This is a genomic window from Gemmatimonadota bacterium, assembly GCA_009838645.1.
Classification (GTDB): domain Bacteria; phylum JAAXHH01; class JAAXHH01; order JAAXHH01; family JAAXHH01; genus JAAXHH01.
Genome location: VXRC01000042.1, coordinates 49744 through 63070 on the forward strand (window position 1 = coordinate 49744; position 13327 = coordinate 63070).

General features: G+C 62.4%; 11 protein-coding genes. All 11 read left to right on the forward strand.

All coding sequences use genetic code 11. The features are described 5' to 3' along the window. Positions 1-103: 103 nt before the first annotated feature. The 11 genes from F4Y38_11830 (at position 104) to F4Y38_11880 (ending at position 13302) form a co-directional block, all read left to right on the forward strand. Entirely contained in the window at positions 104-697 is a 594-nt protein-coding gene (locus F4Y38_11830) for a hypothetical protein (protein MXY49969.1), read from the forward strand. A gap of 211 nt (positions 698-908) precedes the next feature. Beyond that, positions 909-3608 carry a carbohydrate binding family 9 domain-containing protein gene (locus tag F4Y38_11835; GenBank protein MXY49970.1) on the forward strand — a complete coding sequence of 900 codons (2700 nt, stop codon included), beginning with the start codon at positions 909-911 and terminating at the stop codon, positions 3606-3608. Positions 3609-3744: 136 nt separating this feature from the next. Beyond that, entirely contained in the window at positions 3745-6006 is a 2262-nt protein-coding gene (locus F4Y38_11840) for a thiol:disulfide interchange protein (protein ID MXY49971.1), read from the forward strand. 43 nt (positions 6007-6049) lie between these two features. Continuing rightward, positions 6050-6676, forward strand: coding sequence for a thioredoxin family protein (locus F4Y38_11845; GenBank protein ID MXY49972.1), 627 nt, complete (start codon positions 6050-6052; stop codon positions 6674-6676). 111 nt (positions 6677-6787) lie between these two features. Then, on the forward strand, positions 6788-6997 hold the full coding sequence (locus tag F4Y38_11850) for a type II toxin-antitoxin system HicB family antitoxin (GenBank protein MXY49973.1): 210 nt from the start codon (positions 6788-6790) through the stop codon (positions 6995-6997). Further along, entirely contained in the window at positions 6994-7179 is a 186-nt protein-coding gene (locus F4Y38_11855) for a type II toxin-antitoxin system HicA family toxin (GenBank protein MXY49974.1), read from the forward strand. The genes F4Y38_11850 and F4Y38_11855 overlap by 4 nt, the downstream gene beginning before the upstream one ends. Positions 7180-7462: 283 nt before the next feature. Continuing rightward, a complete protein-coding gene (locus F4Y38_11860) occupies positions 7463-8311 on the forward strand; it encodes a phytanoyl-CoA dioxygenase family protein (GenBank protein ID MXY49975.1) in 849 nt (282 codons plus the stop codon). Positions 8312-8352: 41 nt separating this feature from the next. Next, complete coding sequence (locus F4Y38_11865; GenBank protein ID MXY49976.1) at positions 8353-9192, forward strand: phytanoyl-CoA dioxygenase family protein; 840 nt, start codon at positions 8353-8355, stop codon at positions 9190-9192. 10 nt (positions 9193-9202) lie between these two features. Then, positions 9203-10837 (forward strand): thiamine pyrophosphate-requiring protein, encoded by a 1635-nt coding sequence (locus F4Y38_11870; protein ID MXY49977.1) that lies wholly within the window; start codon positions 9203-9205, stop codon positions 10835-10837. 19 nt (positions 10838-10856) lie between these two features. Continuing rightward, on the forward strand, positions 10857-12323 hold the full coding sequence (locus F4Y38_11875) for a M81 family metallopeptidase (GenBank protein MXY49978.1): 1467 nt from the start codon (positions 10857-10859) through the stop codon (positions 12321-12323). Positions 12324-12369: 46 nt separating this feature from the next. Further along, positions 12370-13302: a DMT family transporter gene (locus tag F4Y38_11880; protein ID MXY49979.1), complete on the forward strand. Its 933-nt coding sequence runs from the start codon at positions 12370-12372 to the stop codon at positions 13300-13302. Positions 13303-13327 lie beyond the last annotated feature (25 nt).

The following is a 13327-nucleotide window of genomic DNA, read 5'->3' on the forward strand; positions in this document are numbered from 1 at the left end:
GGACCGCGAACATATATTGGCTCCGATCTTTTATTGGCTCCGATCTTTAGCGATATCCGTGTTCCTGCCCTGACTAGGGCTCCGGCTGCAATCCTTCCAGTACATGTCTCGATCCGCACGACATCCGTTTTTCCTGTTTCTCCGGGTCATGCTGAAGAACCCGCTGAGCGTGTGCGCCCTGACGCCCAGTTCGAGAATGCTCGCCCGGGTCATGGCCAGGGGACTGGAAATCATGCCCAACGAATCCGTCATGGAACTGGGCCCGGGTACAGGCGCGCTCACGGACCAGATCCGGCATATCCTCCCCAATGACGACGGATATATCGGCATAGAACTCGAACAACGGTTCGTTCATCTGCTGCGGGACCGGTTTCCCAATCTCCGCTTCGAACACGATACCGTCACCCGGGCGTTCCAGGTACACGCGGATTCGGGCGTTCCACCGGTCAAGGCCGTCATCTGCGGACTGTCTGTATCCACCATGCCGGCCCCGGTCGTCGACGAGCTCATCGGCAACCTGGACCGGCTCCTGGGGCCCGGTTCCGTATTCCGCATGTTTCAGTACGTCCACGCCTACTGCCTGCCTTCGGCAGTACGGTTTCGCCGCCGCATGACCCCGCTGTTCTCCGACTACAGGTGCGAATCGCTCGTCGTGCAGAACCTGCCCCCGGCTTTTGTCCTGACCTGGACCCGCTAGCACCCGGCGGCGCGCCGGCCGATATTTTAAAGTTTTGCCATGGGTATTTGTAGTATAAGGTGACCGCCCGTCGTGGCCGTGGCAGGCATTGTCGCCTTGTTGCGCCGTCGTGGCGCAAAACCGCCGCGAGATTAAAGGCCCGACGGAAGTCGTAAACGTCGAAGCCTCTTGATTCGATCTGCACCACGCTCAGGAAGGAATCCCTGCGAATATGCTTTTGAAATCCCTTGTCCCGCCGATCTTCGCCTCGATAGCGCTTAGCATCCTGCCCGCCGGTACTGTTATCGCCCAGTCGGATGCCGGGAATCCTACCGTCCCCGCCATGGAAGCGGCACAACGGACCGGCCAGATTTCGATCGACGGCCGGTTGGATGAAGCGGCCTGGGCAGCGGCCGTGCCGGCGACGCGGTTCGTCCAGCGGGAGCCGGTGGAGGGGGCCGAGCCCGGTGAGGACACCGAGGTCCGTGTACTCTACGACGACGGCGCCATCTACATCGGCGCCCGGATGTACGACGATCACCCGGACCAGATCGGCAGGCAACTCGTCCGGCGGGACGAACGGGGTGCTTTCGACCTTTTCTCCGTTTCCGTCGATCCGAACAATGACCGGCTGACCGGCTACCAGTTCCGTGTGAGCGCCGCCGGGGCGCAGCGGGACGCCTACCTTTATGATGACGTGCGTCAGGACGACGCGTGGGACGCCGTATGGGAGTCCGGCGTGTCGATCGACGATCAGGGCTGGGTCGCCGAGATGCGGATTCCCCTGTCCCAGATTCGGTATGAACCGAAGAACGAACCCCAGACCTGGGGTATAAACTTCATGCGAAGGCGCCTGGCCGCGAACGAGTCGATCGACTTCGCCCTCCAGTCCCGCCAACGGCACGGAAGGGTCAGCGTCCTCGGTCGCCTGAACGGCCTGGTCCTTCCTTCGGGGGCCAGCCGCCTGGAAATCCGTCCATACGTCCTCGGCAGCGCCCGGACCGCACAGGCCGAGCAGGGGAACCCCTTCTTCGACGGATCGGACTTCAGTGGGCGGGGAGGGTTCGGTTTGCGTTACGGACTTAGTCCATCCTACCATCTGATCCTTACCGTCAACCCGGACTTCGGGCAGGTGGAAGTGGATCCCGCCGTCATAAACCTCTCGGCCTTCGAGACTTTTTTCCGGGAACAGCGGCCCTTTTTCGTGTTGGACGCCCAGGAGTTTGAATTCGGCCTTTCGGGCCGGGATGAACTGTACTACAGCCGGCGGATCGGCCGGCAGCCCCGGGGCGGCACGCCGGACGATGCGGATTTCGCCGATATCCCCACGGAGACCAGCATTCTCGGCGCGGCCAAGATCACCGGGCGTTCACCGGGTGGCGTGTCCATCGGCGCCCTGGCCGCGGTCACGGGTCGGGAATCGGGAAAAGCCCACTCGATTTCGGACGGCAGAATCCGGGAGTTCACCGTCGAACCCCGGGCGGAATTCGGCGTTTTCCGGATCCGCAAGGACTACCGAAACGGCGCCAGTCAGGTCGGCGCCGTCGGTTCGTTGGTGCACCGGGCCCTTCCGGACGACGGCGCCTTCGACTACCTCACGTCCGAGGCGTTTTCCGGCGGGGTGGACTTCGAGCACAACTGGGGGGGAGCGCGTTCGCGAGACTGGGCCGTCTACGGCTACCTGGCGGGCAGCCGCGTCCAGGGAAGCCCGGAGGCGCTGACCAGGATTCAGCGGTCCAGCAATCATTACTTCCAGCGCCCGGACGCTACCCGGTTGGCCGTGGATTCGACCGCCACCTCCATGAACGGGTACAACTGGCGACTGCAGTTCGCCCGGCGGGACGCCGAACACTGGACCGGAGCGGTGTGGTTCGCCGAAATCACGCCCGGTTTCGAGGTCAACGACCTGGGATTCTCCCGCTCGAACGCCCGACTAGACGGAGGCGCCCGGATCGAGTATCAGAACATCACACCGGGACGCTTCTTCCGCAACTACGACATCAGTTTCTTCACGTTCTACAACTTTCGGCACGAGGCCCTCGACGATCCGTGGACCTGGTCGTCGTGGCGGAACAACTACAAGAACGGCCGGTTCTGGGCTGGAGCCGATTTCGAATTGAACAACAACTGGGACGTTTTCCTGGGCTCCAGCTACGCCCCCACCCAATTTAGCGACACCCGGACCCGGGGCGGGCCGGTGATGGAGGATCCTGGTTCCTATTCATTCGACATAGGGATCGGCACGGACGGCCGGAAACGGATCTCCCTGGAGACGGAACTTGATTACGAGAACTACCAGCGGGGCGGCCATGAGTGGGGAGCGGAAGTCGAGGCCACGATTCGCCCAACCCCGAACTGGGAACTGGAAGTTTCGCCTAATTTCAGCTGGGAGCGGAACGCAGCCCAGTATGTTACCCGGACAGATGCCCTGCCCTTCGCACCCACTTACGGCAGCCGTTACGTGTTCTCGGACCTGGAGCGGCGGTCCTTTTCTCTCGAAACCCGATTGAACGTGGCCTTTTCGCCCGACCTGACCCTGCAGCTTTACGCACAACCCCTGCTTTCTTCGGGCGACTACCTCAACTACAAGCAATTGCTTCGGGGCAACAGCTTCGATTTCGACGTGCTGGACGAAGGAACCCGTTCCTTCATCGATCCGACGGACGGCTATCGTTACCTCGACTTCGACGGGGACGGGATGCCGGACATCAATTTCTCGGACCGGGACTTCAACATCCAGTCCCTGCGCATGAACGTGGTGCTGCGCTGGGAGTACCGTCCCGGTTCCAGGGTCTTCCTCGTCTGGCAACAGACCCGCAGCGAGCGGGACGAAAACGGGGCACTGGACATCGGCAGGGACTTCGGCAACCTTTTCGGCGGTGAATCTGAGAATATATTCATCGTCAAGTTCAACTACTGGTTCGGCGTGTGAATACGGTCAGACAGCCAGACCCTCACGCCAATGCGGCTTGACACGGGGACGTTTTTGTGGCCATATTGTGCTTGTGTAACTGATTACGCCGCATGAATATCCGGGCGGCATCCACCCGCACGAACTGAAACACGCCATGAAATCAACTCAAAACGTCATGAAATCAGCGCGCACCGCCATTCTGTCGCTCGCGATCCTGTTCGCCTTCGGCGCCGGCGCCTGGTCCGTTCATGGTCAGGCGGTCCGCACCGATTACATGGAGACCGAACTGGTCGTAGAGACGACGTCCGTCAAGCCCGGGCAGCCTTTCTGGGCCGGCCTGCGGATGAAGATGGACGAGCACTGGCACACCTACTGGCGCAACCCGGCCGATTCGGGGCTTCCCACGCAGATACACTTGGCGCTGCCCGATGGATTCAAGGCCGGTGAGATCAATTGGCCCTATCCCCAGAAGATCGAACTCGACATCCTGGCCAGCTACGGGTACGAAGGCGAGACGCTCCTGCTCGTGGAAATCACGCCTCCGGCCGACCTGGAGACCGGCGGGACGGTCGACGTCGGAGCCTTTGCTTCCTGGCTGGTCTGCGCGGAAATCTGTCTCCCGGGAGAATCCGGATACCAGGTGACGCTGCCCGTTTCCACGGAGGCGCCCCAGGCCGATGAGCGATGGACCGATCTCTTTGCCCGCACCCGGGAGCAACTTCCGGTCCCGGTCCCCGGATGGCACGTCGAGGCCGCTATCTCCGATTCCACCGTGGCGCTGCACGCCACGCCGCCCGAATGGTTCCCTGGAAACCTCACCAGCGCCGAGTTCTACCCCTACAACGCTGACCTGATCGACTACATATCTCCCCAGAAACTGGAGAAGACGGAGACCGGGTACCTGTTGACGATGCGCCGATCGGGCTTCTATACGGACAGGCCGCAGCAGATCGAGGGCGTGCTGGTGTCCCCGGATGGATGGCGTGGCCCGGGATCGGAGCGCGCCCTGGCCGTGAGCGCAGTCTATGCGGATGTGCTGTCGGCCGCGGTCGCTGCGATCGGTTCGCCTGTTTCGCCTGGTTCGCCTGGTTCCGGCAACGTTTCGGCGGTTTCCGGCCTTGCTGCCACGGCGATTTCCGGCGATCTCGTGTCCGGCCTGTGGCAGGCTCTGCTATTCGCCCTCATCGGCGGCATGATCCTCAACCTGATGCCCTGCGTCCTCCCCGTGCTGTCCATCAAGGTGCTCGGATTCATTCACCAGGCGGGCGACGATCCGGCAAAGGCCCGGCGGCACGGCATGGTCTTCACTGCGGGCGTCCTGGTCTCCTTTCTCGCGCTGGCGGCCGTCCTGATCGCCCTGCGGACCGGGGGAGAGCAACTGGGCTGGGGATTCCAGCTCCAGTCGCCGGTCTTCATCGTCATCCTGTCGGTCATCATCTTCATGTTCGGCCTGAGTCTCTTCGGCGTCTTCGAGATCGGCACGTCACTGGTCGGTCTCGGCGGGCGAATGGATTCGGGGAGCGGACTCGGCGGATCCTTCCTGAGCGGCGTCCTGGCCACGGTCGTGGCCACGCCGTGCACCGCGCCGTTCATGGGCGTGGCCCTGGGATACGCCCTGACACAGTCGGCGGCGCAGTCCCTGGCGATCTTCGGGTTCCTCGGCCTGGGCATGGCCCTGCCCTACCTGACCCTGTCATCCGTTCCCGCCCTGCTGCGGTACGTGCCGAAACCCGGCGCGTGGATGGAATCCTTCAAGCAGTTCATGGGCTTCCTCATGATGGCCACCGTGGTCTGGCTGCTCTGGGTGCTGAACCTACAGACGGATCCCAATCTGGTCGCCCTAGTGATGGTTCTGCTCGTGCTGGTGGCCCTTGGAAGCTGGATTCTCGGCCGCTGGGGAGGCATCGCTGCCGGCAGCCGTTCCAGGATAGCTGCCCGTGCTGCCGCCGCGGTGATCATCATCGCGAGCATGGTAACCGTACTGAGCCAGGTGCCGGCCCCGGCCAAGGCGGATCGAACTGCCGCGGCTTCGACATACAGCGCGGGGCTGGAGTGGGAACCCTTCTCCCGGCAGCTGGTGCAGGACCTGCGCACTTCCGGGAAGGCGGTTTTCGTGGACTTCACCGCGGCCTGGTGCCTGAGTTGCCAGGTCAACAAGCGCGTGGCGCTGAGCGACAGCCGCGTAGTCGAGCAGTTCGAGACCCTGGGCGTCGTCCCGGTCCAGGCCGACTGGACGTCGAGGGACCCCGAGATCACGCGGGCACTGGCCGAGTTCGGTCGCAACAGTGTCCCGCTTTACGTGCTGTATACGGGCGGTCCGGATTCCGTACCGGAGATCCTTCCGGAACTGCTCACGCCCGGCCTGGTGCTGGACGCGTTGAAGAAGGTGGAAAGCGGGAGCGCGGCCAGCAGGTAGTATTTGAAGTAGTTTGACGTTACTATTCACAAGGAGGATTTTCATGAAGAGGATTCTGATTCCGGCAGCCGTGGTGGCCGTTGCCGCCGCGTTCCTGCTGGTAAACTTTTCCACGCCGATGGCCGCCGGAGAAGCCAAGGTGGGGAACGCGGCCCCGGATTTCACGCTGACGGATACGAACGGCAATAGCGTGACGCTTTCGGACTACAGCGGCAAGTACGTGGTCCTGGAGTGGATCAACTACGACTGTCCTTTCGTGGCCAAGCACTACGAGGCCAAGAACATGCAAGGCCTGCAGGACAAGTACCGCGAGCAGGGCGTGGTCTGGCTGGCCGTCAACTCGTCGGCCGAAGGCAAGCAGGGCCAGTTCTCCAATGAAGAAATCCACTCGCGCCTGAAGAAGCACGCGTCGACCGTGGACGCCTACCTGCTCGATGGCAACGGCGACGTCGGCAGGGCGTACGGCGCCACCCACACGCCCCACATGTACATCATCAATCCCGAAGGCACGCTGATCTACATGGGCGCCATCGACAGCATCAACTCGGCCAACATCGCCGACATACCCAAAGCCGACAATTACGTCGTCATGGCGCTGGAAGCGACTTTCGCCGGCAAGGAAGTGCCTGTCGAGATGACCCGGGCCTACGGCTGTACGGTGAAGTACTAGAGGGACCAAAGTCCGGGGGAGGTCACGCCGCCTTGCGGGTTATTGGCACTCCCCCGGTATTGTCTATATCTGGAATCTCACGATCGTCGTGACGGAATCTGCGGAGCCATCATGACTTGTAACTTCACTCTGGACTTCTGGAAAGAAGAAGACTGGTACGTTGGTAAACTCCGTGAAGTTCCAGGAGTATTCAGTCAAGGCAAGAATCTTGAAGAACTGAAAACAAACATCAAGGATGCTTACGATTTGGTGATGCAGGAGACCGTACCGACTCCTGTAAAAGAATTTGAATCAACGGAACTGAGCCTGGAAGTACCTTGAAACGAAGAGCGTTTATTAAGAAACTGACGGACGATGGTTGTTTCTTGAAAAGACACGGCAGAAGGCATGATCTCTACTTCAACCCCAAGAACAATAAATGGGCGCCCGTACCGAGACATCGGGAAATCAGCGAGAGCTTGTGTAAACTAATTAGGCAGCAGTTACAACTAAACGACTCATAGGCTTCGTCCAGATTGCCTAGCATTACAGCGGGTCGCGCCATCGTAAGGAAGAAGCCGTACAAACGAAATTGCCGTTGTTGCCGCACGTATGGCGACAACGGCATTTTTATAGTTATCTTTGACTACGCTCCCCCGTTTTCTATATTTCTGAATAAGCGATTTTTGATTCCAGCGACGCCGGAACGTCCATTTCCGTTCGTGGCGCATGGATACCCGTCTATAATGCGCAAGCCGCCAGGAGGCCGCCATGGCCAAGTTCGGTGACCCGGAAGACTTCGTCGTGATGGGTGAGCGCGAGAAGTACCTCTACGATCTCCAGGGGTTTCTCGTGGTCCGCAGCCTGCTGTCCGCCGATGAGGTTCGGGCACTGAACGACGCCCTGGACGCCAATCCCGACCGGACCGGCGAGCACGGACCGGGCGGTGCGCTGGACGGCACCCCGCTGGCGGGCCCCGACACGCAGTACGTCCACTACGAAGGTATGCTGACCTGGGACCCGCCCTGGTGCCAATCCTTCCGCGACCTGCTCGCCCACCCCAAGCTGATTCCCTATCTGAATACCATGATGGGACGGGGCTGGAAACTGGACCACAACATTGACGTGCTCACTTCGAAGCCGGGCGCCCAGGGCACGCCTTTCCATGGTAACAGCACGGGGATGTTCGCCGGGTCGACCTACTACATGTACGACGACGGCCGCATGCGGAGCGGTCTGATCGTCTGCCAGTTCTACCTGACCGACGTGAACCCGGACGATGGCGGGCTGACCGTGATTCCGGGCAGCCACAAGGCTCATTTCCCCATGCCGGGATACGTCCGACACTTTGAGGACCACCAGGAGATCTTCCATCATGTCACAGTGAAAGCCGGCGACCTTGTAATCTTCAACGAGGCCACGACCCACGGCGCGCTGCCGTGGAGGGGAAAGGGTGAGCGACGCTGCGTGCTTCACCGTTACATCCCGAAATACATGCATTACGAAGGCGGCGTATATGAAACGCGCCTGCCCGAATGGACGAATGAGCTCACCGAAGCCCAGCGCGCGGTCCTGGAACCCCCGTACATCTACAACCGCCCCCTGATCGAGGACGACGGCGAATCGATCGTGCGTCCCCGCAGAGAGGGGATCTGAATGATTCAGTCTACATGAACCCGTCCACACCATACCTCACCATGGAGCCCCATGAACAGTACCTCTTCGACCTGCAGGGGTTCATCGTGGTGCGCAACGCCCTTGCGCCCCAGCAGGTTGCGGCACTGAACGAGGCCCTGGACGCCAATCGCGACAAGCGGAAGGACGATACGGCGAGCAGCACGAGCGAGGCGCTGAAGGGCAAGCAGCTTCGCGGCCTCTACGAGGGCATGCTGACGTGGGAGCAACCCTGGTGCCGGCCATTCCGCGAGGTGCTGGCCAATCCGAGGATCATCCCTTATCTGAACACCCTGCTGGGCCGAGGGTGGAAGATGGACCACAGTCCCTTCATCTTCACGTCCGCGGCGGGGACCGAGGGACTGCGCCTTCACGGGTACGGACAGGCCGAATACAACGGATCCCGGTCCTACCACTACCAGAACGGCGCTATGCGTTGCGGGCTGATCAACTGCCAGTACCAGCTGAGCGACGTGAACCCGGGCGACGGCGGCCTGTGCGTCATCCCGGGCAGCCACAAGGCGAACTTCACCCTTCCGGACGAAATCTCCCGCTACGAGGCCGATCAGGATATCGTGTACCACGTGCCCATGAAGGCCGGCGACCTGGTCATCTTCAACGAGGCCACGACCCACGGCACGCTGCCCTGGAAGGGGCAGGGAGAGCGCCGCTCGCTGTTCTACCGGTACACCCCGAAGTACATGCATTATACCGGCGGCGTGTACGAAACCGGCCTGCCGGAGTGGACGAAAGAACTCAACGAAGCCCAGCGGGCCGTGATCGAACCGCCCTATGTGTATCACCGTCCCTTGATCGACGACGACGGAAGGACGCTTTCGACCCCTCGGCGCGAGGGAGAGTAAAGGGAAACCCATGACCGGAAACGAAGCGATTGCGAAGATCCTGAAGGCGGAGGGGCTGGACTGGTTCAGCTGTTTTCCCCACCATCCACTCATCGACGCCTGCGCGATCGAGGGCCTGCGTCCCATTCTCTGCCGACAGGAACGGGCCGGCGTCAACATCGCGGATGGATTCAGCCGGATTCGGAACGGGAAAACCATCGGCGTCTTCATGATGCAGATGGGACCGGGCGCAGAGAACGCCTTCGGCGGGGTGGCCCAGGCCTACGCGGATTCGGTGCCCGTCCTGCTGCTGCCCGGTGGCCCGCCGCGGTCCCGCGCGGGCGCCGACCTTGCCTTCGAATCGGTGGAAAACTACCGGGGCATCACCAAGTGGGTCTCTAACATCAACTCGGCGGCCCGGATTCCAGAAATGATGGGGCGGGCGTACAGCCTGCTGAAGCAGGGCAAGCCGGGGCCGGTCATGCTGGAGATCCCAGGGGACGTGGGAGAGGAGGAGATCCCTGACGACGCCTTTGACTACACCCCCGTAAAACCGTTTAAAAGCGGCGCATCGCCCGAGGACGTCCGGGATCTGGTTTCGGCCCTGCTGAACTCCGGATGCCCGGTCATCAGCGCCGGCCAGGGCGTGCTGTACGCCGAGGCCACCGATGCGTTGATCGAGTTCGCCGAATGGACGAAGACCCCGGTCATGACCACGCTGGCCGGCAAGAGCGCATTCCCCGAAACCCATCCCCTGTCCCTGGGAACGGGAGCGGCTTCCCATTCCCTCATGGTGGCGGAATACCTGAAGAAGACCGATTTCTTCTTCGGCATCGGCACAAGCATGACTTCAGGGTTCAAGTCGGATGTGCCGGCAGGCGCCGCGCTCGCCCAGTGCGTCGTCAGCCACGGGGACCTGAACAAGGAGCACCGCGTCGACCACGGCGCGGTGGGCGACGCGGGGGTGGTGCTTCGGCAACTGGTCGAGGAAGCGAAACGCCAGCTCGACGGGCGGCCCCGGGACGATGAACGGGGCGATATCGCGGAGATCGCCCGGCTGAAGCAGGCGTGGCTGGCCGAATGGGAACCGCGGTTCCGCTCCGTTGAGGTGCCCCTGAGCCCGTACCGCGTGTTCCGAGAGATCGCGGGGGTGGTGGATGCGGCGCGCACGATCATCACCCACGACTCCGGCTATCCGCGGGAGCAACTCGCGCCCTTCTGGGAGACCGATACACCCCGGGGTTACATCGGCTGGGGCGCTTCCACGCAACTGGGTTACGGGCTGGGACTGGCCATCGGCGCCAAGATCGCCGACCCGGAGAAACAGGTCGTCAACGTCATGGGCGACGCCGCTTTCGGCATGGCCGGCCTGGACGTGGAGACCGCCGTGCGTTCGGAGATCCCCATCATCACGGTGATCCTGAACAACGGGGTCATGACCCATTACGACCACCACATGGCCTACGCGTCGGAACGCTGGGGGAGCAACCGCCTGGGCGGGGATTACGCCGCCATCGGAGCCGGGCTGGGCGCTTACGCGGAGAAGGTGACGACGCCCGACCAGATCGCCCCGGCGATCCGGCGGGCGGTGGAAGCCAACCGCGAAGGCCGGCCGGCGGTCATCGAGACGATCACCAAGGTGGAAGAGCACACGTCCAGGTATTAGAACTAACTACCGGAGCGCCATGCCCAGGATCCTGATCGGCACCTTCTTCCAGGAAACCAACGACTTCCATCCCAACGATACGGTGTACGAGGACTTCAGTATCCTGCGTGGCCGAGAGATGCTGGAGGGTCCGGTCGGCCTTGAGGACCTGGACAGCCTGGGTGGCGTGGTCGGTGGGGCCGTCCATACCCTTTCCGCCCGGAATGACGTGGAAATCGTGCCCACCTACAGCGCCGCCATGGGCGCGGGCGGCACGATCACGCAGGCGTGCTTCGAGCGGACCGCGTCGGAGTTGCTCGACGTGATCGAACGGCACAGGGCCGGTGCCGACGGCGTGTACCTGAACCTGCACGGCGCCATGGCCGCGGAAATCGAAAAGGATCCGGAAGGATACGTCCTGCAGGAGGTGCGCCGGATCGTCGGACCCCACGTGCCCGTGGTCGCTTCCTTCGACATGCACGGCACAATCACCCGACGCATGCTGTCCCACATGGACGGCTGCGCCATCCTGCACACCTATCCCCACATCGACTGGTACGAAACGGGCGCCCGGGCCGCCGGGGTGCTGCTGCGCATCCTCGACGGGGCCCGGCCCGTGATCGCCAGCGTGTATACGCCCACCATGGTCAGAGGCGACGAACTCAAGACGGCCACCGGCGTGCACGGCACGTTCATCCGGTACCTGGAGCGCCTGGAGGAACGGGACGAAGTACTCGCCGGGGGGATCATGCTGGGCCACCCGCCGACGGACTGCCCGGAACAGGGCTCCCGCGTCGTCGTGATCACGGACGGCAACCGGAACCTGGCGGTGCGGGAGGCCCTGCATATCGGCCGGAGCTTTTGGAACATGCGGTCCCACATGCAGTGCGTGCTGCACAGTGTAGAGGAGGGCATCCGCATCGCCGCGCAGGCGAAAGGAACGGTCGTTTTCGCCGATGCGGCCGACGCCACCAGTTCGGGCGCGCCGGGCACAAGCAACACCATCCTGAAGGGGTTCCTCGGGAGCGATTATCGCGGCTGTGTGCTGTTCCCCATCCGCGACGATCCCGCGGTCGCGCGCGCCATGGATGCGGGCGTCGGACAGACTATTACCGTCCCCCTGGGCGGAACGCGGGACCCCCGCTTTACCCCGGTGGAAGTCACCGCGACGGTCGAAGTACTGGACCGGCGGGACGACGTTCCCATCGCGGTGCTGCAGTGCCGGAACATCACGATTTTCCTGGCGGCTTCCGGTCCCCTGCTGTGCGACCGGTGGATGTATCCCGCCTTCGGCCAGGACCCGAAACGCTTCGACGTCGTGGTCAAGAAGCTGCCCCATACGCCGGACGAGTGGTACGACGACTGGGCGGAACGAACCCTCACCATCGATTCGCCGGGGGCGGCGAGCCCCAACATCCCCACGCTTGGCCACCAGTACGTCCCCCGACCCATCTATCCCCTCGACCCCGACATGACCTTCACGCCGGAAGTGGAGGTGATCGAATAAAGCCGCACGCCTGTCTTCTCGTAGCGGTCCCTCCCGCGGGGAAGGCATGAACCGTCACGTCACCAGCGGCCGCTGGGGCCTGGGGCTGGTCCTCAGCCTGTTCACGATCTTTGTATGGGGCGGACTGCCCATCGTCCTGAAAATCATGCTGATCAGCCTGGACGCCTTCACGATGACGTGGTACCGGTTCGTCGTCGCGGCCGCGTTGATGGCGCTGATCGTGTACCGGCAGGGTCATTTCGCCCTGGTCCGTCGACTCAAGGGCGGTTACGTACTGGTCTTCCTCGCGGCGGTGCTCGGGTTCAGCTGCGCGTACGTGTTCTATCCCCAGAGCCTGCAGTACATCTCGCCCAGCGCCGCACAGGTAGTCAACCAGATCTCACTGCTGTTCCTGCTGCTGGGCGCCATGCTGCTCTTTCATGAACGGATGACCCTGATCCAGGTCCTGGGCCTCCTGCTGCTCACGGGCGGGATCGTGCTGTTCTTCAACGAGGAACTGGCGGAACTCCTGTCCGGTGACAGCGCCATGATACCGGGCATTTTGTGGGTGACGGTGGCCGCGCTGGCGCTGTCGACATATACCCTCACCCAGAAGCAGTTGCTGCAGATCCTGCCCACGTCCGTCATCCTGTTCCTGATCTACCTGATCGGTTCGTTTTTAATCCTGCCCTTCGTTCGATTCGAATCGCTGCTGGCGCAGGACGCCCGGCAGATGATCCTGCTCAACGCTTCGGCGGTGATCTCGCTCGTCGCCTTCGTTACGCTGGTGGAATCACTGAAACACCTCGAGGTATTCCGGGTCAGCATGGTCCTGGCGGCCGTGCCCATGGTCACCGTCGTGGACATGATGATCCTGGCGCCGCTCCTTCCCGGCCTGTTGCAGCCGGAACACCTGAATCTGCTCAGCATATCGGGCGCCTTACTCGTCGTCATCGGGTCCATACTCGGCAACCTGCGGCGGTCTGTGAAGTCCGGGTAACCGAATACCGCGCGGTTCCGCTACG

Coding starts and splice junctions, on each gene's coding strand:
- F4Y38_11840 (MXY49971.1), top strand. CDS start 3,745: ATGAAATCAACTCAAAACGTCATGAAATCAGCGCGCACCGCCATTCTG.
- F4Y38_11850 (MXY49973.1), top strand. CDS start 6,788: ATGACTTGTAACTTCACTCTGGACTTCTGGAAAGAAGAAGACTGGTAC.
- F4Y38_11830 (MXY49969.1), top strand. CDS start 104: ATGTCTCGATCCGCACGACATCCGTTTTTCCTGTTTCTCCGGGTCATG.
- F4Y38_11845 (MXY49972.1), top strand. CDS start 6,050: ATGAAGAGGATTCTGATTCCGGCAGCCGTGGTGGCCGTTGCCGCCGCG.
- F4Y38_11870 (MXY49977.1), top strand. CDS start 9,203: ATGACCGGAAACGAAGCGATTGCGAAGATCCTGAAGGCGGAGGGGCTG.
- F4Y38_11835 (MXY49970.1), top strand. CDS start 909: ATGCTTTTGAAATCCCTTGTCCCGCCGATCTTCGCCTCGATAGCGCTT.
- F4Y38_11865 (MXY49976.1), top strand. CDS start 8,353: ATGGAGCCCCATGAACAGTACCTCTTCGACCTGCAGGGGTTCATCGTG.
- F4Y38_11875 (MXY49978.1), top strand. CDS start 10,857: ATGCCCAGGATCCTGATCGGCACCTTCTTCCAGGAAACCAACGACTTC.
- F4Y38_11880 (MXY49979.1), top strand. CDS start 12,370: ATGAACCGTCACGTCACCAGCGGCCGCTGGGGCCTGGGGCTGGTCCTC.
- F4Y38_11860 (MXY49975.1), top strand. CDS start 7,463: ATGGGTGAGCGCGAGAAGTACCTCTACGATCTCCAGGGGTTTCTCGTG.